General features: G+C 31.5%; 21 protein-coding genes. 14 read left to right on the top strand and 7 right to left on the bottom strand.

What is annotated here, in order from left to right; all coding sequences use genetic code 11:
* Positions 1-117: 117 nt before the first annotated feature.
* Complete coding sequence (locus CD135_RS08340; RefSeq protein WP_103269233.1) at positions 118-738, bottom strand: NAD(P)-dependent oxidoreductase; 621 nt, start codon at positions 736-738, stop codon at positions 118-120.
* Between the two features lie 219 nt (positions 739-957).
* Here CD135_RS08340 and CD135_RS08335 point away from each other — a divergent pair, with 219 nt between their 5' ends.
* The 4 genes from CD135_RS08335 to xylE all read left to right on the top strand — a co-directional run bounded on the left by CD135_RS08335 (position 958) and on the right by xylE (position 6,556).
* The gene (locus CD135_RS08335) at positions 958-2,112 is read left to right on the top strand and encodes an ROK family transcriptional regulator (RefSeq protein ID WP_103269232.1); all 1,155 of its coding nucleotides are present in this window, start codon (positions 958-960) and stop codon (positions 2,110-2,112) included.
* 147 nt (positions 2,113-2,259) lie between these two features.
* The gene (gene xylA, locus CD135_RS08330; protein WP_103269231.1) at positions 2,260-3,582 is read left to right on the top strand and encodes a xylose isomerase; all 1,323 of its coding nucleotides are present in this window, start codon (positions 2,260-2,262) and stop codon (positions 3,580-3,582) included.
* Between the two features lie 5 nt (positions 3,583-3,587).
* Entirely contained in the window at positions 3,588-5,078 is a 1,491-nt protein-coding gene (gene xylB, locus CD135_RS08325; RefSeq protein ID WP_103269230.1) for a xylulokinase, read from the top strand.
* A 20-nt stretch (positions 5,079-5,098) separates the two neighbouring features.
* Positions 5,099-6,556: a D-xylose transporter XylE gene (gene xylE, locus CD135_RS08320; protein ID WP_064204730.1), complete on the top strand. Its 1,458-nt coding sequence runs from the start codon at positions 5,099-5,101 to the stop codon at positions 6,554-6,556.
* Positions 6,557-6,730: 174 nt separating this feature from the next.
* On the opposite strand, the gene CD135_RS08315 is transcribed toward xylE, so the two are convergent.
* On the bottom strand, positions 6,731-8,128 hold the full coding sequence (locus tag CD135_RS08315) for an MFS transporter (RefSeq protein WP_103269229.1): 1,398 nt from the start codon (positions 8,126-8,128) through the stop codon (positions 6,731-6,733).
* A 318-nt stretch (positions 8,129-8,446) separates the two neighbouring features.
* Here CD135_RS08315 and CD135_RS08310 point away from each other — a divergent pair, with 318 nt between their 5' ends.
* Both CD135_RS08310 and CD135_RS08305 read left to right on the top strand, forming a co-directional pair.
* On the top strand, positions 8,447-8,908 hold the full coding sequence (locus CD135_RS08310) for a DUF2243 domain-containing protein (protein WP_017000043.1): 462 nt from the start codon (positions 8,447-8,449) through the stop codon (positions 8,906-8,908).
* Positions 8,895-9,668: a cytochrome c oxidase assembly protein gene (locus CD135_RS08305; RefSeq protein ID WP_103269228.1), complete on the top strand. Its 774-nt coding sequence runs from the start codon at positions 8,895-8,897 to the stop codon at positions 9,666-9,668. The genes CD135_RS08310 and CD135_RS08305 overlap by 14 nt, the downstream gene beginning before the upstream one ends.
* Before the next feature lie 529 nt (positions 9,669-10,197).
* Here CD135_RS08305 and CD135_RS08295 read toward each other — a convergent pair.
* From CD135_RS08295 to CD135_RS08280, 4 genes are read right to left on the bottom strand one after another with little or no spacing between them, the layout of a single operon-like run.
* The gene (locus CD135_RS08295; RefSeq protein ID WP_103269226.1) at positions 10,198-10,620 is read right to left on the bottom strand and encodes a pyridoxamine 5'-phosphate oxidase family protein; all 423 of its coding nucleotides are present in this window, start codon (positions 10,618-10,620) and stop codon (positions 10,198-10,200) included.
* A gap of 46 nt (positions 10,621-10,666) precedes the next feature.
* Entirely contained in the window at positions 10,667-11,767 is a 1,101-nt protein-coding gene (gene nadA, locus CD135_RS08290) for a quinolinate synthase NadA (RefSeq protein WP_103269225.1), read from the bottom strand.
* Positions 11,768-12,601: a carboxylating nicotinate-nucleotide diphosphorylase gene (nadC, locus tag CD135_RS08285; RefSeq protein ID WP_064204735.1), complete on the bottom strand. Its 834-nt coding sequence runs from the start codon at positions 12,599-12,601 to the stop codon at positions 11,768-11,770.
* Positions 12,552-14,126, bottom strand: a complete 1,575-nt coding sequence (locus CD135_RS08280; protein WP_103269224.1) for an L-aspartate oxidase — start codon at positions 14,124-14,126, stop codon at positions 12,552-12,554. The genes nadC and CD135_RS08280 overlap by 50 nt, the downstream gene beginning before the upstream one ends.
* Before the next feature lie 85 nt (positions 14,127-14,211).
* On the opposite strand from CD135_RS08280, the gene CD135_RS08275 reads away from it, so the two are divergent.
* The 3 genes from CD135_RS08275 to CD135_RS08265 all read left to right on the top strand — a co-directional run bounded on the left by CD135_RS08275 (position 14,212) and on the right by CD135_RS08265 (position 18,351).
* The gene (locus CD135_RS08275) at positions 14,212-15,300 is read left to right on the top strand and encodes a cysteine desulfurase family protein (RefSeq protein WP_103269223.1); all 1,089 of its coding nucleotides are present in this window, start codon (positions 14,212-14,214) and stop codon (positions 15,298-15,300) included.
* 4 nt (positions 15,301-15,304) lie between these two features.
* Complete coding sequence (locus CD135_RS08270; RefSeq protein WP_103269222.1) at positions 15,305-15,823, top strand: transcription repressor NadR; 519 nt, start codon at positions 15,305-15,307, stop codon at positions 15,821-15,823.
* 179 nt (positions 15,824-16,002) lie between these two features.
* Positions 16,003-18,351: an immune inhibitor A domain-containing protein gene (locus tag CD135_RS08265; protein ID WP_103269221.1), complete on the top strand. Its 2,349-nt coding sequence runs from the start codon at positions 16,003-16,005 to the stop codon at positions 18,349-18,351.
* 29 nt (positions 18,352-18,380) lie between these two features.
* Here the strand turns inward: CD135_RS08265 and CD135_RS08260 are convergent, their stop codons facing one another.
* The gene (locus CD135_RS08260) at positions 18,381-19,277 is read right to left on the bottom strand and encodes a LysR family transcriptional regulator (protein WP_103269220.1); all 897 of its coding nucleotides are present in this window, start codon (positions 19,275-19,277) and stop codon (positions 18,381-18,383) included.
* Between the two features lie 114 nt (positions 19,278-19,391).
* Here CD135_RS08260 and CD135_RS08255 point away from each other — a divergent pair, with 114 nt between their 5' ends.
* The 5 genes from CD135_RS08255 to CD135_RS08235 all read left to right on the top strand — a co-directional run bounded on the left by CD135_RS08255 (position 19,392) and on the right by CD135_RS08235 (position 25,980).
* Positions 19,392-20,543, top strand: a complete 1,152-nt coding sequence (locus CD135_RS08255) for an MFS transporter (protein WP_103269219.1) — start codon at positions 19,392-19,394, stop codon at positions 20,541-20,543.
* Positions 20,544-20,617: 74 nt separating this feature from the next.
* Positions 20,618-20,848 carry a hypothetical protein gene (locus CD135_RS13000; protein ID WP_180991115.1) on the top strand — a complete coding sequence of 77 codons (231 nt, stop codon included), beginning with the start codon at positions 20,618-20,620 and terminating at the stop codon, positions 20,846-20,848.
* Between the two features lie 172 nt (positions 20,849-21,020).
* Complete coding sequence (locus CD135_RS08245; protein WP_103269217.1) at positions 21,021-22,592, top strand: hypothetical protein; 1,572 nt, start codon at positions 21,021-21,023, stop codon at positions 22,590-22,592.
* Between the two features lie 219 nt (positions 22,593-22,811).
* A complete protein-coding gene (locus CD135_RS08240) occupies positions 22,812-23,330 on the top strand; it encodes a hypothetical protein (RefSeq protein ID WP_070045013.1) in 519 nt (172 codons plus the stop codon).
* A gap of 16 nt (positions 23,331-23,346) precedes the next feature.
* Positions 23,347-25,980, top strand: coding sequence for an AAA family ATPase (locus tag CD135_RS08235; RefSeq protein ID WP_103269216.1), 2,634 nt, complete (start codon positions 23,347-23,349; stop codon positions 25,978-25,980).
* Positions 25,981-26,332: the final 352 nt, after the last annotated feature.

Genomic DNA, 26,332 nt, shown 5'->3' with positions numbered 1-26,332 from the left:
ATTACATTAAAAATGGCCAAATCCATAGCTTAGCTATGAATTCGACCAAAAAGACATTTTTATTATTTAGTTGTCTACTTGACAGGGTTCACTTCATTATGTCCCGGGCTTTTCTATTTAATACGCAATACCGACTCTCGATTTAACATACTCATCGTTTTTCAACTGTTGATAAGCGAATTCTGCAGTATCTGGTACGGAGATTTTAACGCTATCTTCAGGTAAATAATTTTTCTCTGTTCGATATTCGCCTGTTCGTTCTCCATCAGGTAAATACGTAGGACAAACAATTGTCCATTCAAGGGATGATTGGTCGAGAAGTTCATATACTTTACGGTGTTCTTCCGCTGCACGAGTCGTTTTTCTTTTGGATTCGTTTGATTCATAACGAAGAAGGTCGCGGTCAGTTCTACTTTGTAATATACCAGCGGTGCCTATAGTTATGATACGCTTAATATTTTCTTGTTCCATCGCTTCAATAATAAGAGGCATAGCTTCTGTTAATGTAGTTGTACCATCAGTACCTAATGCACTGAATACAACATCTACACCTTTTATTGCCTGAGCAATATCATCTTTGTTTAACACATTGCCTTCTATAATATTGAGTTGATTATAGTTAGTATTTAATTTTTCTTTATTACGAACTAATACATTTATATGGTGATCGTCATTAATCGCATGATTTAAAATCTCATGACCAACACGACCAGTTGCTCCTAAAATTAAAATATTCATAAATTTATATGCTCCTTTTCAGTTATATAAAAAGTGATTTTAGATTGATGTATATAATATCAATGATATCATACAAGAAATTGAACAAATATGAATAATAGAGGGTATATATTAAATAAGGATAAAACTTTTGGCTATTTTAATATGTGTTAAAATAATAAATATAATAAAATGGATATTTAAAATAGAACATTCAAAGTGCATATGGGGTCTTAAATTATGGAAAATAACTTATTTTTAAATATAAATAGTAATGAAAAATTAGTGCTAAAAGAAATTTTTAATCATCAAAATATTTCACGCACAGAAATATCAAAGAATCTAGGAATTAATAAAGCGACCATTTCTAGTATTTTAAATAAATTGAAGAGTAAATCTTTAGTGCGCGAAGTTGGTGAAGGTGACAGTACGAAAAGTGGCGGAAGGAAACCGATCTTACTTAAGGTTAATCATCTGTATGGCTACTTTATTTCGTTAGATTTGACGTATAGTTCTGTTGAAGTGATGTATAACTACTTTGATGGTAATGTGATTCAACACGAATCTTATAAATTACCGAATGACAATGTAAGTAGTATATTAGATATTTTGAAAGAGCACGTTGATGTTCGTGAGAAACATAACACTATTCACGGTTTATTAGGTATGTCTGTATCTATACATGGTGTCGTTGATAATGATCAAAATGTCATTTATTTACCATTCCACAAGACAGACGGGGTTTCTATAACAGAAATGCTAAAAGAATTTGCCCAAGTTCCTGTTATGATCGAAAATGAAGCGAATCTTTCTGCATTGTATGAACGTAATTTTAAGCATAGTTTATCGATTAATAACCTTATAGCGCTTAGCATTCATAAAGGTATTGGTGCGGGCTTAATTATTAATAATAAATTGTATCGCGGTGCCAATGGTGAAGCGGGTGAGATTGGAAAAACACTTGTATCAAAAGTAAGCAATAATGTGGAAACTTATCATAAGATTGAAGATATTTTTTCTCAAGAAGTTTTACTACAAAATTTAAGCCATCAATTAGGTGAGACGTTAACACTTAGTAAACTAATTCAATATTATAAAGAGCGAAACTCTGTAGTTGTGCAAGAGATGGAGCAATTTATTAATAAGATTGCTATATTAATACATAACTTAAACACGCAATTTAATCCAAATGCTTTTTATGTTAACTGTCCGTTAATCAATGAAATGCCAGAAATTTTAGAAGAAATTAAAGAACAGTTTAAACAGTATTCTCGAAATGAAATTCAAATCAAGCTAAATTCTAATGTGAAGTATGCTACTTTGTTAGGCGGAACTTTAGCAATCATTCAAAAAGTGCTACAAATTGAAGACATTCAATTAGATATTCATATTTAAAAAGAACTTGTTAGAAATCTTATATAAGATTTCTAACAAGTTCTTTTTTTAATGTAGAAAGCGTTTACATAAATGATGGTATATGATATATTATTTTTAAAGTTAGTTTGTTTAATAAACTAACCAACTATCATTAGGAGGATTACAATGACATATTTCGACATAGATAAAGTAAAATACGAAGGTTCAAAATCACAAAACATTTATAGTTTTAAATATTATAATCCGGAAGAAAAAATAGGCGATAAAACGATGGCTGAACATTTAAGGTTTAGTGTCGCTTATTGGCATACATTTACTGCAGATCTTTCAGACCCATTTGGTGTAGGCACGGCTGAACGTGAATGGGATAACTTAAATGAGATGGACAAAGCTAAAGCAAGAGTGGATGCTATTTTTGAATTCATGGAAAAATTAAATCTTGAATATTTCTGTTTCCACGATATTGATATTGCTCCTGAAGGTTCTAATTTAAAAGAATCAAATGAAAACTTAGACGTAATAGTCGATCTTATTAAAGAAAAAATGGACGAGACGGGCAAGAAATTATTATGGAATACTACTAATAATTTCACACATGAACGTTTTGTACACGGAGCAGCTACATCTTCTAACGCTGAAGTATATGCATACGCTGCAGCGAAAGTGAAAAAATCTTTAGAAATTGCTAAAAAGTTAGGCGCAGAAAACTTTGTATTCTGGGGTGGTCGTGAAGGTTATGAAAGTTTATTAAATACCGATATGAAGTTAGAACTAGATAATTTAGCAAACTTCTTCAAAATGGCTAAAAGTTATGCTGAAGAAATAGGATTTGAAGGACAATTCTTAATTGAACCTAAACCTAAAGAACCAACTACTCATCAATATGATACAGACGTTGCAACAGCTCATGCTTTCTTACAGAAGTATGACTTAGATGATGTATTTAAATTTAATATTGAAGCAAACCACGCTACTTTAGCAGGTCATTCATTCCAACATGAACTAAGATATGCACGCGATAATCAAATGTTAGGATCAGTGGATGCCAATCAAGGTCATCCTCAACTAGGTTGGGATACTGATGAATTCCCTACAGACGTGTATGACACGACATTAGCGATGTACGAAATACTTAAAAATGATGGTTTAAGCCCAGGTGGTCTAAACTTCGATGCTAAGCCAAGAAGAACATCATTTAAACAAGAAGACTTACTATTAACGCATATTGCAGGTATGGATACATTTGCACTTGGATTAAGAGTCGCTCATAAAATGATTGAAGATAACTTCTTCGAAAATATCATTAATAAAAAATATAAATCATTTAGTGAAGGTATCGGTAAGGAAATTGTAGAAGGAACAACTTCATTTAAAGAATTAGAAAAATATGCACATAAAATAGAAAAAATTGAAAATGAGTCAGATCACTTAGAAGTAATAAAATCACAAATCAATCAATATATTCTAAATATCAATAATGGAGAATGATAATTATGACTTATGTAATTGGCGTTGATATTGGTACAAGTGGATTAAAGTCCATAGTTGTTAATAAAGATGGTAAGGTTGTCGACTCTCATAGCATCAGTTATAAAACGACGCATCCAAAGTTTGGTTACAGTGAAATGGATCCAGATGTTTGGTACGAAGCAACAGTGAATAGTTTAACGCACTTATTAAAGAAATTTGATAAACAATCAATCACAGGTATTAGCTTTTCAGGACAGATGCATGGATTAGTCGTTGTTGACGAATCTGGTGATAGTATAAGGCCAGCTATTTTATGGAATGATACACGTACTTCACAAGAAGTGGAAGAAATTAAAGAAACTTTAGGTATGGAATTCTTACTTAAACAAACACAAAATACTGTACTTGAAGGTTTCACACTTCCGAAATTAATTTGGCTAAAAAATAATGAACCTAATAATTATAAAAAGATTCATAAATTTATGTTGCCGAAAGATTATGTTGTCTATAAATTGACGGGTAATATTTTCACAGAACCATCAGATGCTGCTGGAACGATTATGTATAATATCAAAACTGAAAAATGGTCTGAAACATTATTAAATCAATTAGATATTGATTCGAACATTTGCCCAGAAGTGATTCCTTCTCATCAAAAAAGTGGTGTGTTAAAAGAAGATATTAAGAATCAATTAAATATTGACTGGGAAATAAATATTTATCAAGGTGGCGCAGATAATGCCTGTGGTGCACTTGGTTCTGGTATAACAGATGAAACAAAACAACTTGTAAGCATTGGTACATCGGGGGTTGCACTTTCTATTGAGAACAGTGAACATTACGAAAATGACGGTAACATGCATTACTTTAGTCATTGTGTGCCAAATCAAAAGTATATTATGGGTGTTACGCTTTCAGCTGGCTATAGTTTAGAATGGCTAAAGCAATTGCTTAACCCAGATGAAGACTTTAGTACATTCTTACAAGATATTTCACAATCCAAAATAGGGGCAAATGGACTCTTGTATACACCATATCTATTAGGTGAACGTACACCGTATAACGATGCATCTGTCAGGGGTAGCTTTATTGGGCTAGATGCTAATACATCGCAAAAGGATATTAAACGTTCAGTACTTGAAGGTGTTACTTACTCTATTAATGAAAGTATCGAGATTATGAAAAATCAAGATGTCGATATAAAAGAAATTGTTTCTATTGGTGGAGGCGCAAAAAATGAAGAATGGTTACAAATACAAGCGGATATCTTTAATGCGCCTATTATTACTAGGACAGAAGAACAAGGGCCAGCATATGGTGCTGCAATGTTAGCTGCAATGGGCGAAAACTGGTTTGATACATTTCAAGATATTAGCCAATCATGGATTAACTATCATGAAAAAGTCACGCCAGATTCAAAAAATAATGAATCATATCAAAAATTATTTAATATATATAAACAAATTTATACTGCAACTCAGCCACTAACGAAAGACTTAGCTCAATTTAAATAACGAATTAGGGAGATGGGATAATGAGTAGTTATGATAATAAGAGATTTATCTTTAAAATTGCACTAATCGCAACGCTTGGTGGGCTATTATTTGGTTATGATACAGCAGTAATTTCTGGGGCAGAACAATCATTACAAAAGTATATTACATCAGGTTATGGTAGTTTTATTCACGGAATAACAGTATCAAGTGCTTTAATTGGGTGTATTATAGGTGGATTATTGTCTTCAAATATTTCAAGAAGTTTAGGTCGTAAAAAATCTTTACAAGTTGCTGCAATCTTATTTATAGTATCAGCAATTTTATCAGGATATCCAGAATTTCTATTCTTTGATGCAGGACAATCAAGTTTAGGGTTGTTAGTCATGTTTAATATATACCGTGTTATAGGTGGGATAGGAGTAGGCTTAGCTTCTGCTATTTCTCCAATGTATATTAGTGAAATTTCTCCTTCATCAATTAGAGGACGACTCGTATCTTGGAACCAGTTCGCAATTATATTTGGTATGTTAGTCGTATACTTTGTAAACTATGGTATTACATTTGGTCAATCACAAAATTGGGTTGATGTAATAGGTTGGCGTTATATGTTTATGACTGAAGCAATACCAGCTGTCGTATTCTTTGTATTGCTATTCTTGGTACCAGAAACACCTAGGTATTTAATATTAGCTAATAAAGATAAAGACGCATTAACTGTTCTGAATAAAATTTATTCATCAAATGAGCATGCTAAAAAAGTATTGAAAGATATATTATCTACAAAAAGTAAGAAAAATGATACAAAAGCACCATTATTTAGTTTTGGTAAAACAGTCATTATCATCGGAATATTACTATCTATATTCCAACAATTTATTGGAATAAACGTAGCACTTTATTATGCACCGAGAATTTTCGAAACCCTTGGTGCAGGTAGTGATGCTTCAATGATTCAAACTGTCGTTATGGGATTAGTAAATGTGGTATTCACATTAATTGCTATAATTTATGTTGATAAATTTGGACGTAAACCGTTACTTATCATTGGATCAACAGGAATGGCTATCGGTATGATAGGCATGAGTATATTAACAGCAAATGGAATATTCGGTGTAATCACATTACTATTTATGGTCATCTATACTGCTTCATTTATGATGAGTTGGGGTCCAATTATTTGGGTATTATTATCAGAAATATTCCCGAACCGTATTAGAAGTAGTGCGATGGCTATAGCAGTAGCAGTTCAGTGGTTAGCGAACTTTACAATCACATCAACTTATCCATTTATGATGGATATCAGCGGTACAATGACTTATGGTTTTTATGCAACAATGAGTATATTGTCAGGAATATTTGTTTGGAAATTCATACCTGAAACTAAAGGTAAAACTTTAGAAGAACTAGAAAGTATATGGGAAAAAGATAAGCCTAACGAGAATAAACAAACTGAAGAATACGGAAATGTACCGTATGAAAATACAGTTACGAAGTAGTAAAGAGGCTGGGACATAAATACATGTCTCAGCCTCTTTTATTATAATGGCAGTAGCTGACTGGATTGAAAATGCGCTTATATCAAGTTTTTTCCAACCCTAGTCATCCTCGCTGGGGCGAGACTACGAAATCTATTTATTAAAATGAGATTTCTGTCCCGCTCCCTTTTGTTATTATATTTTTTCAATATATTGGTCTTCATGTTCTACATCTTTACCAACTGGCTCCCACTTAATAACAGTAGTAATAATTAAACCAAGTATAGGCACAGCGGCTAAAAATAGCATTGTATTATTTAGTCCGAAGTTAGCTAAAATAATTGGGAATATAAATGTTCCAAACATACTGCCGAATCGACTAACTGATTCAACAAATCCGGTACCTTTACCTCTTAAAATAGTCGGATAAGATAAGGCTCCAATTGCTTTCCCTTGTGTGCCTGGACCACCTGCATGACCGAATAGGAAGAATGCTACCATGAGTGCAATTACCCATGTATATGTGTGTCCGTAAAAGAATCCGATGACTAACATTGAACAACCTACAATACTAAAACCAATCATCGTTAGTTTGCGTGCGCCGTATTTAGTTGTCAGTAATGCACCTACTAAACCACCAATGATACCAGCAACGTTAATCAAAGCTGTACCTGATAATGATTCAATTTTATTGTCACCAATAATGTATATAGCAATTAAAGGAATATATAATCCAATTGCATAATACTGCATCCCTTGCAATGTAGCTATTGAAGTCGCTAATATTGTTCTTTTACGATAACGTTTGTTGAATAATGTTCTTAAAGGATGTTTTACTTCTGTTTTACGGTAAGATTCATCTTCACCTTTATTCGGTTCAAGTTTCACTTTAATATTGTAGTTCTTTTCAAGTTCTCTTGTAGCTTGAGTAAGTGTTTTGTTTTTCATGGACCAAGTAGGACTTTCACTTAAATAAAAAAGTCTCAAAACTAGTATAATCGTTGCAAATACAGCACCAAGACCTACTGAATAACGCCATAACCAAGTGTCAGTACCTAATTCATATAGCAGAATCACAATCAGTGCAGATGATACCACTGCAATATACCAGACAACTTGCCAATAATTGACGTTACGACCTTTATCCTTTTTATTACTGATTTCTGCAATGAATGTGAAAGCAACAGGGCTGTCCATACCGATTGCAAATCCCATCAATAATCTGAAACAGAGTAATATGAATGGGGTAGGCGATAACGCTGCACCGAGAGCGCCTATAATTAAGGAGATTAATGAAATGGATAGGATAAGCTTGCGGCCCAATTTATCAGCATAAAAACCACCAATAGCTGCACCAATTAAAGCACCAAAAGGCATAGCAGTCATAACAAAAGATAAATATGTTGCGGATAAATTAAATTCTTCTGTAAGCTGATCAGTAGCTGTACCTAAAATCGTTAAATCGTAAGCGTCTAAAAAAATAGTCCCTAATACTATAATAAGTAGTAGTGACGTACGCTTTGTTGTTTTTCGCTCATTTACATAATCGACGATATCTTGTTTCGTATGTATTGTGATTGTTTCATTTGTCATACCCGTCCCCTCCTAAAAATATGTTTGCACACTTTAATGAAGATACAAATATGTTGAATCAGAAGCTGTTTATAGTAAATATATACCCTTTGAGTGTAAATGTTAAATGATAAAAGTTATGAGTATAAATAATATTACCCGAATAACTATGTATAAAAATTAACTACCTTACCGATTTATATATCATTCGCTTTATTGTACAGTTTCCTGTACAGCAATTCGAATGGTTTAGATGAGTATTCTTAAAATAGAGAGAGATTACGCTAAACATATGAGGGTATTTGTTAGAATAAGAGCTATTTTCGAGGGGGTATTTTGATGCATAATGAACGCCAACTTTACGATAAAAAACATAGGTGGTCCGGACTTATGTTTGGCTTTGGTTTAGCGGGTTTTATAGACGAAATGGTTTTTCATCAGTTTTTACAGTGGCATCATTTTTATGATCAAATGACGAGAGAAGTAGGCTTATTTTCTGATGGTGTGTTAAACGCAATGTGTGGATTTTTTATTATTTTTGGTTTGTTTTTATTGGCAGATGCGAGACGGAAATTCAGCACGAATTGGATATTTTGGATTGGTCGAGTATTAATGGGAATGGGTACATTCCAGGTATATGACGGCATTATTAATCATAAAATTTTGAGAATGCACCAAATTCGCTACGTAGATAATGTCATTACTTATGATATAGTTTGGATTGTTACAGGTTCTTTAATGATTATCGTTGGGTATTTAATGTCTCGAAAAAGAGAGATGATAAAGCATGATAATTCTTAATTCTTTGCCTATTGTTATCATAGCGTTATCCTTAATTGGTTCGTATATTGGAATGGCATTGAAAGAACGAAGTTGGCCATTTTATAGAACGTGTTTATGGGTAATTGGTGTTTGTAGTGGTTCAATTGTAATGATTGAACCAATGGCGAGTTTAATGCATCATCATTTTGTTAACCACATGTATGGGCATATACTATTAGGAATGTTAGCACCCCTTTTAATGGTGCTTGCAGCTCCGATAACGTTGTTATTAAAATCATTACCTACAAAAAGCGCGAGAAAATTAACTTCGTTTATGAATACTGGTTACGTCAAATTTATAATGCATCCAGTAACAGCACTTGTCTTAAATACTGGCGGTTTATGGTTATTGTATAGGACTGATTTATTCATGTACATGCATCATTCTGCTTTAATTTATTATTTAGTTCATATTCATATTTTTCTAGCAGGATACTTATTTACGTCTATCATGCTATATATAGATCCAGTACGAAATCCTTATTCATTTCGTTACAGGGCTATTGTTATGATGATTTCAGTCACTTTGCACCAAATATTATCTAAGTCATTTTATCCTTATCCTCCTTCAGGGGTAGAGACGAATCAAGCAGAAAAAGGCGCAATGGTCATGTACTATGGTGGAGATGTAATAGAACTCGTTATTATATTTTTAATGTGTTTAAAATGGTATAAAAGTGTGAGGCCGAAAAGAATAAATCAATATAATAAGCAGAGTAGTAAAAGGCTCAATGTTTAAGGATTTAAAATTTTGTTTTGTGTATCGGAGATGTATGAATGGGTAAAGCACGTTTAATTATAATGCCATTATTTATCAGTTTAATACTTACATGTATTACGTATTTTTTATTCGTAATTATTGATTTAATAACAAATTACCATACTGCTGACTTGTTATTAAACGTAGATTTTGTAAGAAATTATCAAAATATAACTTTAATAGAAGAATTGAGTTATCATTTTTTAACTACTTTCATAATAGTAATTATCACTATAGTTATTTACGTTAATTTCAATAAATTGAAAATTATTTTTTTAACAACTCTCTTTATTATATTTACTGTTTTATATCCAATTCTTATAAAAATGTCAGAAAGGGATATATTTCAATATAGCTTAAATGAACATGTTATTTGGATAGTGGGTCATATATTATTTCTATACTTGTTAAACATTATTGTGACACGTAGTTACTTGAAGTGATTAGTAATAAAAAACCTGAAAAATCTTAAAAGATTTTTCAGGTTTTATTTAATATAAAAGCTTTATTATAGAGTGATAACCTGTGGTGTCTCTACATCGTCATCATTCATAAGTTTTATAGTTTTAGGTTTAATCTTTATAACGCATAAATCTGGATCTTTTTTAGAATCAAAGAATGTTTTATCTTGGTTTTGCCATAACCAATCTATTGTTTCTTGATCTTCTATAATTTCTGCGTCAGCATCTATTTCTAAAAAGCTAAGGTTCGTTGTTTCATTATATCCTAGTAATACATGTGCATTCGGATTATCTCTGAATTCTTCAACTTTTGTCGTTTCTTTGCTTGTTTTTGTATATAGTGTCAAATCGTCGTTATAAAACATCATGTAACGACTGTTTGGTACGTTATGATGAGCTGTAGATAATACACCTACTCGTGATTGATTTAAAATGTTTTCAATTTTATCTTGGATTTCAGTTTTATCCATTTCTATCACCTCACTGTAACTATACCCTGTATATATGAGTTAAATCTTAAACGATACTTAGCATACGTTCTAATGACTGCTTTGCATAATATGCCGTTTCTTCATCAACTTTAATGATGTTTTCAAGATGACCTTGTTGTATTTTGTCTAGGCACCATGCTAGATGTGGTAAGTCGATTCTATTCATCGTTAAGCATGAACACATAAGTGGGTTAAGTGAGTTTATGGTGATATCAGTATATGTTGTTTTTAAACGGTTAACGAGATTCATTTCAGTTCCTATTACCCAATTAGAGCCTTTTGGAGCGTTTTTAATCTTGTCGATAATATATTTAGTAGACCCCGCGTAGTCTGCCATTTGAACAATGTCGAATTGACATTCAGGGTGTACGATGACATTTACATCTGGATCTTTTTTACGTGCTTGTTCAATGTGTATTGGATAAAATTTTTCGTGAACGGAACAATGACCTTTCCACAATATAATTCTAATATTATCTTCATTGCCATCATAATCTAATACCTTTTGAATAGGGTCCCAAACTGCCATTTCATCAAGGTTTATTCCTAGTTTATATGCTGTATTGCGACCTAAATGTTGATCAGGTAAAAATAAAATACGCTTACCTTGGTCCAATGCCCACTCTATAACGCTATCAGCATTGCCACTTGTCACACAAGAACCACCATTTTCTCCTACAATTTTTTTAATAGCTGCTGTAGAGTTAACGTAAGTAAGAGGTAAAATGTTATCACCTAAACGCTGTGTTAATACTTCATAGCCATATAATGCCTGGTCGATATTTGCCATATCTGCCATTGAACAACCTGCAGATAAATCTGGTAAATATATATTTTGATTATCGTGCGTTAGTATGTCTGCAGTCTCAGCCATAAAATGTACACCGTTAAATACAAAATATTTAGCTTTTGTATTTTCTTTACATATTCTTGCTAGTTCTAAAGAGTCTCCCATTATATCTGCAAACTGCGCGACTTCATCTTTTTGGTAATGGTGTGTTGGCATAAATAATTGGTCACCTAATTTAGTTTTGATTGTTCGTATTTTCTCTTCTAGTTGTTCGGTTGTCATATTTAAATATTGATCTGGTATAGACTGTGCTTTTTCTATTGTAGGATTAAACAATTAAATAACCACCTTTGCTGAAATGTCTAATGCTTGTTGATTGTAAAATAAAGAACCTATCGAAATATAATGAACACCTGTTTGAGCATATTCTAGAACATTATCAATATTGATGTTTCCAGAAGCTTCCGTCTTAATATGACTAGGTACATCTTGAATATGCTGTGCTATCCATTCAGGTTTGCAATTATCAAACATAATGATATCTACCTCTGCTTTAATTGCTTCTTGTAATGAATCTATATCTTCTATTTCGATTTCTATTTTATCCATTGGACCGACTAGTTGCTTTGCTTTTGACACGAGGTCTTGTATAGATTCGCTAAAACTAATATGATTATCTTTTAACATCAATCCATCATTTAAAGTTCGACGATGATTGTATCCACCGCCCACGTGAACAGCATGTTTTTCAAACATACCGAGACCCGGTGTTGTCTTTCTTGTATCAACTATTTTAACGTTTGTATTTTGAACTTTTTGTACGATGTGATGAGTTGATGTGGCAATACCTGACATGCGTTGTATTAAGTTTAAAGTGATGCGTTCCATCGTAAGTAAAGTTTTGATAGAACCTTTTATAATTGCAATTTTTTGTCCTTTTTCTACAATTTCACCGTCTTTAACTAATATATTCGTATGAACATTACTTTCAATTAGTTTAAAGCTTTCTTGAATAATAGTTTCTCCACAAAAAACACCTTGAGCTTTACTGATAAGAGTTAATTCACCTTTTTGATTTAAATCAAAAACACTTGAAGATAAATCACCATAATGATTATCCTCAAGGTAAAATTGTTTGAGCTTTTCTTGGACATACAACTTGTTTAGCATGAAATTTATCCTCCATTGTGATTTCTATATCAATAGTTTGTAATTGAGGTTGGCTATGCGGGTAATCCGTTCTAAAATGAACACCTCTAGATTCATTTCTATTTAAAGCTGATAAACTTACCATTTCTAAAGTTTTTATTTCTACATACCTTTGCCAATTTTCTTTATTCCATTCATCTGTAACCATTGAATTTCTAAGACAAAGTTGAATATCTTTTAAGTAACGTTGTATATTTTGGCCATTACGTTCTATACCTAATACTTCAAAACTTTGATTTCGTAACGCATGAAAATCTTGTGCTGTAATGAGAGGTATTTGTAACCTACATAGTTGAATGCTTTGTATTTCTCTGGTTGAAGAGTTTTTTATTTTTCTTCCACAAAGGTTTCCCATAACAAGACCTTCTAAAAGTGAATTGCTAGCTAATCGATTAGCACCATGAAAATTTGTATTGCTGGCTTCACCAATAGCATAGAAGTGTGGTTCTTCAGTTGTACCGTCTAAATGCGCTTTAACGCCACCCATTGTATAGTGTGCACCTGGAGAAACAGGTATCAATTGATTATGATATGCATCCGGAAAATGTTTAACTACATTTTTATATATCGTCGGAAATCTAGTAGGGAAGTGCTCAATATGTTTTATGTTGATATAACATTGGTGACCTTCTTTTTGTTGCTGGAAAATAGCTCTACTCGTCACATCTCGTGGTGCTAAACTACTAAGCGGATGTAAGTCGTTCATAAACTCGTGACCAATTTCATTGACTAATATACCGCCGTGCCCTCTTACTGCTTCTGAAACTAAGCCATATGTTTCGTTGTTAGTGCCTAGTAAAGTCGGGTGAAATTGTATCATTTCCATATGTCTTAGATGGATGTTGCTATGATATGCAACTATATGACCTGAGTTTATTGTTTGAGACGCGCTAGAATTGATAGGAAACAAGTTACTGTAACCACCAGTAGCTAAAATCACGTCATGAGCGATGATTTCTAAATTGTTGTCATGCTTATCAAGCGCAACGACACCGGATATTTCATGTGAAACGTCTCTTAATAAGTCAATCACTTCAGTTTCTTCGTAAATAGTTAAATTTTCTGACGGTAAATGTTGAATGAGATATTTAGTAATATAAGAACCTGTTTGATCGCCTCCTATGTGTAGAATACGTGCTTTTGAATGAGCACCTTCCATAGCAAAATCTAAAGAAGTTTGTTCGGATTTTTTATCAAAATTTAAGCCATCATCTATCATCTCTTGGATAATGTTATGGCTTTGTTGAATCATTGATTGGATGATGCTTAAATCACCTAATTCATTTCCAGCAGTATATGTATCTTGTATATGTGTGTTCCCATAATCATTTTCATATTTTGAAAAACAAATACCGCCTTGAGCTAAATTGCTATTATGCATATTAAGTTTATCTTTTGTAATACAATGAATTTGGACATTTGGACCTAAGGCTTTAATGGCTGATAATGCAGCAATTCCTGAACCGATCACTATAACTTTTCTCAAGTTTACACCTTACTTTACATATATGTTATATTTTATATACATTATATTGACACATGTAAAGATAAATAACAAGGGGAGTTTTGAAATGATTTATTTAGATAATGCATCAACTACGATACCTGATAATGAAGTATTAAGTGTATATCAAGATGTTCAAAGAGAAGCGTTTTATAATGGAGAGAGTTTACATATAGGTGGACAACATACAAATCAATTATTGGAATCATGTAAACAATATATTAAAAAATATTTTGAAACTGATAAGGAAGTTATTTTTACAAGAAGCGGTTCTCATGCAAATGAAGTTGCAATACGTAGTTATTTAGAATATCAAGAAAGAGGAACAATACTTGTATCACCATACGAGCATCCTTCTATACATGCTGCATTAGAACTGTATAAGTCGAAATTCGAAATTTTAGACTTGCCTTTAGACGGTAACGGAGAAATTGATGTGGAGAAAACAACAAAACTGGTAACGGATGAAGTTGTTCTTATTATTACACAACATGTGAATTCAGAGACTGGGTATATTTTGCCGATAAATGATTTGAGTAACATTGCAATGGAAAATCATATTCCTATACATGTTGATGGCGTTCAAGCTGTTCATAAATTAGAAGATATAAACGTACAATTGTTTACTTCATATGCTTTTTCTAGTCATAAATTTCACGGAACTAAGGGCTCGGGTAGCTTGTTAATAAACCACGAATATGTAAAACCATTAAATGATTATTACTTTCATGAGATGAATACACAAAATGGCACGATAGATTCACCAAGTATTGTAGCCATGACAAAAGCATTATCGATTGATGATGATATTAATCACATGAAGAAAATGAAACAATATTTATTGAATCAAGCTGTCGAATTAAGGTTTACACCCATAGTATACAATGTGGAAGCACCTCATATTTTAGCTTTACTTTCTCCAAAGTTTGAAGGGCAATATATTATGCAATACTTATCTAATAGAAATATATGTATATCGACAGGTACAGCTTGTGGTCACGGAGCATTGTTAAGTGACGGTTTACAAGTTAAAATAGATACAATAGCAGAAAAGACGTATGACCAATATATTCGTTTTTCAATTAGTAAATATACGACAAAAGCAGATATAGATAATTGCTTTGAACATTTAAAAACAATCTTAAGAGGAGACTAGCGACATGAATAATCCCTTTAATCGCAGGAAAGCAATTCTGCAGTTACTCGAATCAACAAATGAGCCAATTAGTGGTAAACAGTTGAGCCAACAATTTGGTGTTTCACGACAAATTATTGTGAAAGATATCTCTATTCTCAAATCTCAAGAACATATTATTAATTCTACAAGCAGAGGATATGTGATTAATAATACGCCTCAAGGTAAAGCGTATAAACGTGTTATTGTATGCCAGCATAACAATGAAAGAATGGAAGAAGAACTACAATTAATTATAGATAACGGGGCCATGATTGATGATGTGGCAATTGATCATCCTGTGTATGGGAATATAAAAGCAAACTTAATGATAGAAACACAAGACGATTTAGATAAGTTTATACATGCAATGAATAAATTTGAAGGACAAATGTTAGCTCATTTAACGGACAATGTACATTTGCATACGATTTCAGCGCATACTGAAAAGATTCTAGATAATGCTGTTAGAGATTTAAAAGCACATCAATTTATAGTGGAATAAAAATCAAATTTTAATCTATAAAAGCACCTCCATATTTTTCGTATAATAACGAACTAATATGGAGATGTATTATTTTTATATACTAAAAATAATTATTTGAATTATTTGAATTTTTCATTACTATTTTATGGATTATTGTATATAATATGTTTATATTACACAAATAAGGGGGGGTTTTAGTGAATTCATGGTTTAAAAAATTAACATGTGTTTCTTTAAGTACAATAATAGCACTTCCTTTTTTATCACAAGGCGCTTCTGCTAACCAAGTCGCACCAAATGAAGATCGTTTACTTGAAACTTTAGAACAAGAAGGTGTTATTGAATCTACGAATACGCCTGAAGAAAAAGAAGAAAGATTAAAACGATATATGGATGGTAAAGGAGAACAATATCATCAAAAATACATACCTAATAAAGGACTTTTTGATAAGCGCTATAAAAAAGGTAATAATGGTAAACGTTTAGGTCAATTGAACAAAAATGAAAAAGAAATGTATAAGAAAAAGAATAATGGTAAACGAGTAGATAAAGTTCAAGAAGAAAAATATACTGGTAAAGTTCGTAAAGATAAAGTATTAGTTATAGCAATGGAATTTCCAGATTATCCAAATAGCTCTATTACAAAAGATGAAACAGATATGTATTATGACGAATACCCTGTTTCTCATTTTCAAGATATGGTGTTTGGAGAGAAAGGATATAAAGGCCCAAATGGTAAAAACTTGATGAGCATGAAGCAATATTATCAAAATCAATCAGGTGGCAGCTATGATATAGATGGTCAAGTACACGGTTGGTATAAAGCAAAACACCCAGCTAGTTATTATGGGGGTAACGCACCAGACGAAGGTGGTAGCGATAGTAAACCGAAAGAATTAGTGCAAGAAGCATTGGAACAAGCAGCAAAAGACCCTAGTATCGATTTAAGTGATTATGACCAATGGGATCGTGATGATATAGATGGCGATGGAGTGTATGACGAAAAAGATGGAATTGTCGATCATATCATGATTGTGCACTCTGGTCCAGGTGAAGAATCAGGTGGTGGTAAACTTGGAACAGATGCAATTTGGTCACATAGATGGTCGCTTGATTTTGATGAAAAAGGTGAGCCTTATACAATACCAGGAACTAATTCAGGATTAGACCAATTTGATGGTAAATTAGCAGCTATTGATTATACGATACAACCAGAAGATGGGGCAGCCGGCGTATTTTCCCATGAATACGGACATGACTTAGGATTACCAGACGAATATGACACAGAATATACAGGTAAAGGTGAGCCGGTATCATTCTGGTCAATTATGTCTTCAGGCAGTTGGGCTGGTGCAATACCAGGAACAGAACCTACTGGGTTTGATCCATATATGAAAGAAATGTTGCAAGAACAACACGGTGGTAATTGGCAAACGGGAAGTGAAATTAATGCAAGTGAATTTAAAGGTGAAACTTCAGAGTTAATAGATGAAGCAGCAACGAAAGGTACGAATAACGACGCAATAAAAGTTAATCTTCCTGACAAATCAACTCTGCTCCAAAAACCTGTACAAGGTAAGCAAGCATATTGGAGTGGCGCGAAAGATGATACACAATATTCGATGGAAACAGATTTAGACTTAACTTCAGCTAAGACAAGCGAGTTAAACTTCAAAACTTGGTACGATATTGAACAAGGGTTTGATTATGGTTACGTACAAGTATCAACAGACAACGGTGAAAATTGGGAGAATATTAAAGGCAATATAACAAACAATGATGATCCAGAAGGAAGCGGACAAAACCAAGGTAACGGTATAGACGGTAAATCTAACGAGTATAAAGATGCTAAATTTGATTTATCTAAATACGATGGTAAAAAGATTAAACTGCGCTTCTCATACGTTACAGATAAATATGAAACATATCCAGGCTGGTTTATCGACCAAATTAAAGTAACATCAAAAGATGGAAAAGAAATATTAAATGATGATGCAGAAAGTGAATCTGATTTTGAACTACAAGGATTTACCCAAAGTGATGGAAATCGCTACGATGAAAATTATTACTTATTACAATGGAGAAACTATACTGGACCAGACAAAGGATTAAAGAACATTAAACGCGGTGGTGGAACGATGGCTTATAATACCGGATTAACAGTTTGGTACGTAGATAAAAGCTTTTCTGATAATAATGTAAAAGACCATCCAGGACAAGGATTTATAAGTATAGTGGATGCAGATCAAAACACATTAAACTGGAAGAAAAAAGGTCTCAAAGATGACCCGGCAGCAACGCAATTCCAAATTAGAGATGCAGCATTTAGCTTAGATCACCAACCAAAATTAAAATTAAAAAATGAAGAAGGATACGAACTACACGATAATAAAACGAAGAAAAATCCATTATTCGATGATAGCCAAGACTATTCAAATAAAGGGCAAGAAGACGCAGGCGTCTTAGTGCCAAACCATGGTTTAAAATTTGAAGTAGCAGCAAAAAGTAAAGACAATTCAGTAGGGAAAGTAAAAATCACAAAATAAAGTATAGATAAAAAGAGCTTGAAATAACTTTAAAAAGTCGTTTCAAGCTCTTTTGCCTTATCAAGAAATACTTGTGCGGCTTTGGAGAAGCTATGGTCTTTTCTCCATACGATGTTATGTTTTGCTATAAGTTCTGGTTTGAATGGTATGAAGCATAAGTCGCTTTCTTCTGATGTATTAATGATGCTGTCTAAAGTTAATGCATATCCTACGTTTTCTTTAACCATCAGTCCAGCGTTATAAGCTAAGTTAAAAGTAGATACAATATTTAATTGGTCGAACATATCTCCAAACCATCCTGTAAATTCATTATTAATGATAGTTGGATCGATTGCTTGTCTAGAACATAATAATGGTAAGTCTATTAAATCATCTTTAGTGACGGTTTTATTTTTTGCTAATTGACTATTTCTTTTAGCGACTGCTCCCCATTTATCGTATGAAGGTAATGTTAATGCTTTATATTTTGTTAAATTAGCAGGTTGTATAAGGATACCGAAATCTAATAAACCTTTATCTAATCTATTTGCAATATCATCAGCATTACCACTGTATATGTGTAAATTGATATTCGGGTAGGTAGTTTGAATATTTTTAAAGATTTGAGCAATAAACTGCATACCTTTCGTCTCGCCACATCCTAAATAAATATCGCCTTCTACTTGTTTATCTATCACTTTAAATTCATCTTGCATTTTTTGTGACATAGCTAGTAATTCTTCGGCCCTCTTTTTAAAAAGTTGTCCTTCTTCTGTTAAATGTATATTGTGATTGCTTCTCTTAAATAAAGATACACCTAGTTCTTCTTCTAAATTTTTAATTTGTCGAGATAAGGTAGGTTGAGTAACATGTAATGAATTCGCGGCTCTTGTAATGTTCTCTTCTTTAGCTATGGTGACAAAGTATTTTAGTATTCTTAATTCCATTTATACACCTCGTTATACCTTTTAGGCATTTCTAATGATGATTTAAAAGTATTTGTTATAACTCATTTTACACACTACACTTTATATATCAAGAAATTCAGGAGCGGTGATGTATTGAAACATAATAAATTGGTTATTCTTATACTCACTATAGGTGTATTCGGTATTTTGAACACAGAGATGGGTTTTATTGGACTCATACCTATTATTGCAGATGCGTTTGATGTAAGTGTATCAACTGCAGGATGGCTTGTTTCTAGCTTTGCTATAGGTATAGCAGTATCAGGTCCAGTTATGCCTTTGTTATTATCAAAAATAAACAGAAAGAAAGTTATGATTTTTGTACTTGTCATTTTTATTATTAGTAACTTTGTAACATTATTTACATCAAGCTTTACAGTATTATTGATTGCTCGAATAATTCCGGCTATATTTCATCCAGTATATATATCATTAGCTTTTTCAGTCGCTTCTGATTCAGTAGATAAAAAAGATGCACCTAAAGCAGTGGCACGTGTGTTTATAGGAGTATCAGCGGGGATGGTTGTTGGTGTTCCAATCGTGAATTTCTTAGCTACACAATTTAATTTGCAAGTTGCTTTATTATTCTTTGCAGTAGTTAATATAATCGTATTTATTATGACTTTGCTCTTTGTTCCAAAAATGCCAGCGAAAACTTCAACAAGTTACGGTGGTCAACTAAGTGTATTGAAACGCCCTTTAACATGGATTTCAATTACAGTATCATTTCTATTTAATGCGGCAGTATTTGGTGTATACAGTTATTTAACAGATTATTTAAATATTGTTACACAAGCATCAAGTAGTTCAGTAACTGCAGTGCTGTTTCTGTATGGAGCATCTAATATAGTAGGTAACATTATAGCGGGTCGTCTATTAACGAGTATCCCCAAAAAAGCTATATTTTTCTTGCCAATTGGGCTAATCGTAACTTATATACTTATGTTTAGTTTAGGAAAATACTTTGCTTTAATGATTGTTATTTCAATAATATGGGGAACATTAGCAGGAATATCTGCTAACGTTACACAATATGTCATTACATCGTCGGCTCCAGATGCACCTGACTTATCAAATGGGATCTTTCTATCATCTGTTAACTTAGGAACTACTGTAGGGACTTTCTTAGGTGGTATTTTTATAGCGTCGTTAGGATCTAACTTTGTTATATTAGCTGGAATATTAATAAGCATCCTTAATATCGTATTCGTAATCATTAGAAATAAAAAAATTAATTCTTTATGATTTTCATGTAGTAAATATAAAACAAATATAAGACAACCATACCAGTAAACAAAAATATTATTCCTAACATCACATTGTTATCAATAAATAAAAAACTAATAGCTATTAAAATAGTAGAAATTAATAAACAAGTATTAAAAATTTTGATAACAGTATTAATTTTATTTGCCGGTATTTTCTCTGATTCAATTCCTGAGATTATATTTAGGTTCTTTGTTATTGATATGTATATAGAGAGAATGGTTGATACAGTAATTAACACAATCGCAATTATTAAATCAGTAAGCATTAATATACACCCTTAATATTTATTGAGACAAAAAACTAATCAATATTAGTATATTCATACTAACACTGATTAGTCTAGTGGTCGCAATTATATAATCTTAGGTAATTAATACAAAAATTTGTTATTATAGATGGAAATAGAATAATCGAATATTATAAAAAAGTTATTTAATTTAGGGGATGGTTAATATGTTGTACGGAAAGGATTTTGTTAATACGCATAGTAAAGAATTTGCTAAAGTATTACAAACTGAAGTACAAAAGTTGTTGAAATCTAACGAAACTCTACTTTATTTTACATATTCTAATAATAAAAATTCGTATTATATTACTTTACTTGATATAGATTTACATAGATGGATTACTTTTAGAGTTAGTGACCATAAAAGAAAAGGAAAACTAAAGTCACTTTATACAGTTTATTACGATCATTATCAAGATGTTGAAAGTATGATGAGTGTTATTAAAGAGTATTTAGAAAAGACCTCTTGGTGTTATTTTAGCTATACACATTATTTTATATTAAAAGCGATTAAAGATATGCCAAATTATAAAAGCAAAATAATAGTAAAGATTCCAAAAGGAGATTACAAGCATTTTAGTCACAAAGTCACTTTTGAACAAGAAGTTTATAAAGGTAAAATTTTCGTAGAAACAAAAAATGTTGAGGAATTTACATGTAATATTATTCGTTCTTTATATGTTCAAGATATGCTTACAAGTGAATTATTTAGGCACACTAGAAAATCACAAGTCTATGTACCATCGCTAGGTAATAAGATGTTGGATCATTTCCATTCACTTTATTATAAGCAATACGAAGATGACTTTACAGAAGAAATTTATTCAGATTTCAGTGTTCCTAATAACATAGAACAAACACTTAAAGTAGATGATAATATTATTTTGAAAATGGAAGATATAAACGCATTTGATAATTATTATGTGTATGGTCTCGTGAACAATGAAGATCAAGAACTCATACACATTGGTTATCACCTGGGAAATTTAAATGTCCAAGATTTAGAAGAAATTCCTGTCATAAAATCTTATAAACATAATGAAAAAATATTAAAATACCATTCACTAATATCTCCAGTCGTATTTATAACAGATGTAAGTAAACAGGAAGCGCAAATAACTGTAAAAGCAATTATCAATCAATATCGGATATTAAATCCTACAAACTTTGGTGAACTTGTATCCTTTAATCAAATGTACCAATATGCAAATGATTATCAAACAAGCAATCATACAATCAGTTCAAAAATATATGGTAACCAAAGTATGATGAATCATCATATACAAACCAAATATATAGATATAAAAAGATTAGGAAATCATAATATACTCATCGTAAAACTTAAAGTAGATACAATAGGAAATAGCGTGCCAGCATCAAGAACATATAATACCTCATCAAATATACTTAAAAAATCAATTGTAAGTCAGATAGAAATCAGTGAACAAGTAGCAAAGAAAATGCAATATATAATAGGTATTCATCCACACGATGGAAGAGTAGTAGCAGTATTTAAAGTGAAAAATCATAAAAAAAGATATACTAAATTTAAAAATAAAGAAGGTAAATATAAATACACCTTTAACTTCTATGCCTATACAGAAAAGACAACAAGCATAAATAATATACAACTCGTAAAATTAGAAGACACTGTATTAACGAACTATAGATTCGTAGATCAAAATGGAAAAATGACAAAAAGTACACGATCAACAGTGTTTTTAGAAGGAAAACGTTAAATGGAAAATCAGGCTGGGACACAAAATGAATGTCTCAGCCTGATTTATTTATATAAAGAAATATATTGCATTTAGAAACTTTACAATATTGAAATTTAATGTGAAAAAGATTTCTAGGGTTTTTATAGATTCTTTTTTAGTATATTATTAAAGGAAATAGAATTTTTAAAATTATAAATATTCAATTGATTTATTAGTAAAATAGTTTGGAGTGTGACTATGTCTCAAGAAAATAAAACGCGACAATTTGGAGCTACAAGCAGAAGTAAGGTAGAAGAAAAGAATAATGATATGTTTCATGTAAATGAAAGTTTGAATGTGAACGAACAAAATGAAAATAGACGTCAGTCGTTTGGTGCTTCTAATAAGAAGAATAGTTCATTTTTTGAGAACTTTGTAAAAATATTCCATTTATATGATAAGGGAGAATGGATTAAAAGATACTTGATTTCTTTAATTATTACTTTGTTTTTTATTGCTATGGTGAATAATATCTCTTGGGTTATAGTGATACTTAATTTTCTACTCTTTCCTTTTATAATTAGCGTTGTTGATGATTTTATAAGTAAATTTAGTGAAAAAACAAGTTATGCTGAGCAAATACAAAATTCAGGATGCCTTATCGCTAATATTAAAGTGATTATAAAGTATGTCTTTTTATACTTTGTATGGGGCTATTCATTTATTTTGGGTTTAATTTCAATAGTTTATATGTACTTAACAGCTAGAAAAATATAATAAAGGAGTTTTATTAGTGAAAAAAACGTTTTTTGTTGGAAAAGGGTTCTTTAAAAAGTCATTTGAAGAATTTGTAAAACTACCAATAGGCAATGAGGCTATTATTGTATTAGATGCTATGCAAAACCCATATTATTATCCGAGAGGTATTACTTTTAAGAATGGAAAGTATAAACTTAAAAGTAATGCTAATCCTAATGAAACAGTATTAGAAGTACCGATTAGTATTGAGAATGCAATTGTCACTATAGAGAATATGACTATTGATGTTAGTCGTCTTGTGGAGGCTGTAGCAATACATTCATGGAATAGTCAACTTATATTAAATAATGTCATTATTAAGACTAATAATGATTGTAACGGTCTTGTATTGGAAGGAATTAGAAGCGGTAGTGTATTCAAGAACATCACTGTTACAAAAGCATCTCAGAATTTATTCAGCACAGTGATTAAAAATGGAGCTTCAGTTCATATCTATGATTCATTAATTGAAAACTTTTCTGTTATTGGTGGTAACGCTTTTGTAAATAACACATTGTTAGTAAATACAACATCGGTTTACGAAAAGGGTGTGTTACGCGCCGAAAATTTATTTATAGAAAATGGAATTAAAGATACATATGAAATTATGTCTCAGGAGAATAGTAAAGTTTTTCTTGATCAATTAACGTTAATAGAAGGAAATGGCTTAATCAATTTAAAAGATAGTACTTTAGAATTAAAATCTGCACATTTAGAAGTAGAACTAGAAAATAGTAAAGATATTATTGTTCATAAAGATGCTACATCCCAAGTTTATGGTTCTGATCTTGAAGTGTTAAATCTAGATGAACAGGAAAATGTTAGACAAATGGAGGGCGAATCTCAAGAAATATATTATGAAGATGAAGACTATGATGATTTAGAAGAAGTTTTTAAAATAGATGAAGGTATCGAAGAAGACTATACAGTAGGCAATAATGAAGAGTTACATAACGAACAGTATGAAAAACAATTTAATAGTGAAGAGCCAATTTCAGCTTTAGAAGAATTAGAAAATCTTATTGGTTTAGAAAATGTGAAACAAACGACTGAAAAATTCATTAATGTTGCTAAAATTAATAAAATAAAAAAAGAAAAGAATATCGCAACAAGCATGCCATCTTTACATTCTATATTTATTGGTAACCCAGGTACAGGTAAAACTACTGTAGCAAGATTAATTGCGAGAGCTTTATATGAAGAAGGAGTAGTACTATCTGATAATTATGTCGAAGTAAGTAAACAAGATTTAGTATCTGAATATGTAGGAAAAACAACACAACAAACTTTGCAAGTATTGGAAAGTGCTAAAAATGGTGTGTTATTTATAGATGAAGCATATACATTGAGTCAGAATAGTGGTAGTAATCAAGTAGGTCAAGAAGCTATCGATACAATTTTAAAGTATATGGAAGATTATCGTGACAGTATTATGATTATTTTTGCAGGTTATACGAATGAAATGAATTTATTCTTAAAATCTAACCCGGGTCTAGAATCACGAATTCCAAATGTTTTTGATTTTGAAAATTATAGTTTGGATGCATTATTAGATATAGGGGTTCAGGATTTGGAAAATAAAAGTTACAAATTTGAAGAAGAATACCGTCATATATTAAGTAATGAATATAGGAGGTCATTTGACGATAGTAATGCTAGGTGGGTACGCAATTTCAATGAAAAATTAACAGCTACTCAAATGAATAGACTTTCTACCGAGGGCATCTTTGATGATGATAGTTTACTTACTATAAAAAGTGAGGATTATAAATTTTCCAAACAAGAAGAACAAGAAGAAAATGATGAGGAACAAAATAATCTTGAAAAGTATTTGGAAGAATTGGACAATCTAGTAGGATTAAAATCTGTTAAAGAAAAAGTAAGATCAATTATAAATGATGTTAAATTTGATCGCATGTTAGAAGAAAGTGGAGGCAAAGTTGAGAAAGTTAATAATCATATGATATTTACTGGTGCACCTGGCACTGGTAAAACAACGGTTGCAAGGTTGATTGCTCACATTTTTAAAGAGCTTGGTTTGCTAAATAAGGGACATTTAGTCGAAACAGAACGTAGCAAACTAATAGGGAGTTATATAGGTCATACAGAAGCTAGGACTTCTCAAGTGATAGAAAGTTCAATGGGTGGAGTATTATTTGTAGATGAAGCTTATCAATTGTTACCTAAAGAAGGTACTAGTAATGATTTTGGAATTCTAGCAATCGAAACCTTGATAACAGAATTAGAAAATAAAAGAGGTCAATTTATTGCTATATTTGCAGGTTATGAAGAAGATATGGAACATTTTCTAGATGCAAATGAAGGATTGAAATCTCGTGTTCCAACTAAGATTCATTTTGAAAATTATACAGGTGAAGAAGTTGCAGAAATTGTTTGTAGAAGATTGAATCCAGCATGGAAATTTAATGAACAATTATTAAGAAAGCTGGTGGAACATAAATATAATCAATTAGAACACTCACAACAATCAAACGGAAGATGGGCACGAAACTTTGTTGAAAAGTTATCAAGTGAACATAAGAATGATTTTTTAAATAATGAAGATAGCAATAAAGATATATACACCATTAAAGATAATACGATAAATAAAACAATAGAACTTTTTTAATGAAGTGACTGTATAGATTTTGAAATCACACTTTTTGGTTCTAATTTATATTTACAATGTATTAATCTGAAAATTGTTTTAAAGGGAGTGGGACAGAAATCTTATTTTATTAAAAAGATTTCGTAGTCCCACCCCGGCAAGGATGACTAGGTATGAAAAAAGCTTGTTATAAGCACATTTTCATACCAGTCAGCTACTGCCAATACAAAAAGAGAGTATGGGACAATTATTTATGTCCCAGACTCTTTCCTACGAAGTCAAGTCCATATTTATGTGTAATATCTTTAGAAGTAATCAACCATTGGTTTTTTAGAATGTATTAACAAAATAAATCTGTTTGATTTTTAGCAGA

This window comes from Mammaliicoccus lentus (assembly GCF_002902755.1).
Classification (GTDB): Bacteria; Bacillota; Bacilli; order Staphylococcales; family Staphylococcaceae; genus Mammaliicoccus; species Mammaliicoccus lentus.
This window is presented reverse-complemented; position numbering and strand designations above follow the sequence as displayed.

What these genes read in the sequence shown, in the direction of transcription:
- CD135_RS08340 (WP_103269233.1), bottom strand. Translation starts at nt 738, where the DNA reads ATGAATATTTTAATTTTAGGAGCAACTGGTCGTGTTGGTCATGAGATT.
- CD135_RS08335 (WP_103269232.1), top strand. Translation starts at nt 958, where the DNA reads ATGGAAAATAACTTATTTTTAAATATAAATAGTAATGAAAAATTAGTG.
- xylA (WP_103269231.1), top strand. Translation starts at nt 2,260, where the DNA reads ATGACATATTTCGACATAGATAAAGTAAAATACGAAGGTTCAAAATCA.
- xylB (WP_103269230.1), top strand. Translation starts at nt 3,588, where the DNA reads ATGACTTATGTAATTGGCGTTGATATTGGTACAAGTGGATTAAAGTCC.
- xylE (WP_064204730.1), top strand. Translation starts at nt 5,099, where the DNA reads ATGAGTAGTTATGATAATAAGAGATTTATCTTTAAAATTGCACTAATC.
- CD135_RS08315 (WP_103269229.1), bottom strand. Translation starts at nt 8,128, where the DNA reads ATGACAAATGAAACAATCACAATACATACGAAACAAGATATCGTCGAT.
- CD135_RS08310 (WP_017000043.1), top strand. Translation starts at nt 8,447, where the DNA reads ATGCATAATGAACGCCAACTTTACGATAAAAAACATAGGTGGTCCGGA.
- CD135_RS08305 (WP_103269228.1), top strand. Translation starts at nt 8,895, where the DNA reads ATGATAATTCTTAATTCTTTGCCTATTGTTATCATAGCGTTATCCTTA.
- CD135_RS08295 (WP_103269226.1), bottom strand. Translation starts at nt 10,620, where the DNA reads ATGGATAAAACTGAAATCCAAGATAAAATTGAAAACATTTTAAATCAA.
- nadC (WP_064204735.1), bottom strand. Translation starts at nt 12,601, where the DNA reads ATGCTAAACAAGTTGTATGTCCAAGAAAAGCTCAAACAATTTTACCTT.
- CD135_RS08275 (WP_103269223.1), top strand. Translation starts at nt 14,212, where the DNA reads ATGATTTATTTAGATAATGCATCAACTACGATACCTGATAATGAAGTA.
- CD135_RS08270 (WP_103269222.1), top strand. Translation starts at nt 15,305, where the DNA reads ATGAATAATCCCTTTAATCGCAGGAAAGCAATTCTGCAGTTACTCGAA.
- CD135_RS08260 (WP_103269220.1), bottom strand. Translation starts at nt 19,277, where the DNA reads ATGGAATTAAGAATACTAAAATACTTTGTCACCATAGCTAAAGAAGAG.
- CD135_RS08245 (WP_103269217.1), top strand. Translation starts at nt 21,021, where the DNA reads ATGTTGTACGGAAAGGATTTTGTTAATACGCATAGTAAAGAATTTGCT.
- CD135_RS08240 (WP_070045013.1), top strand. Translation starts at nt 22,812, where the DNA reads ATGTCTCAAGAAAATAAAACGCGACAATTTGGAGCTACAAGCAGAAGT.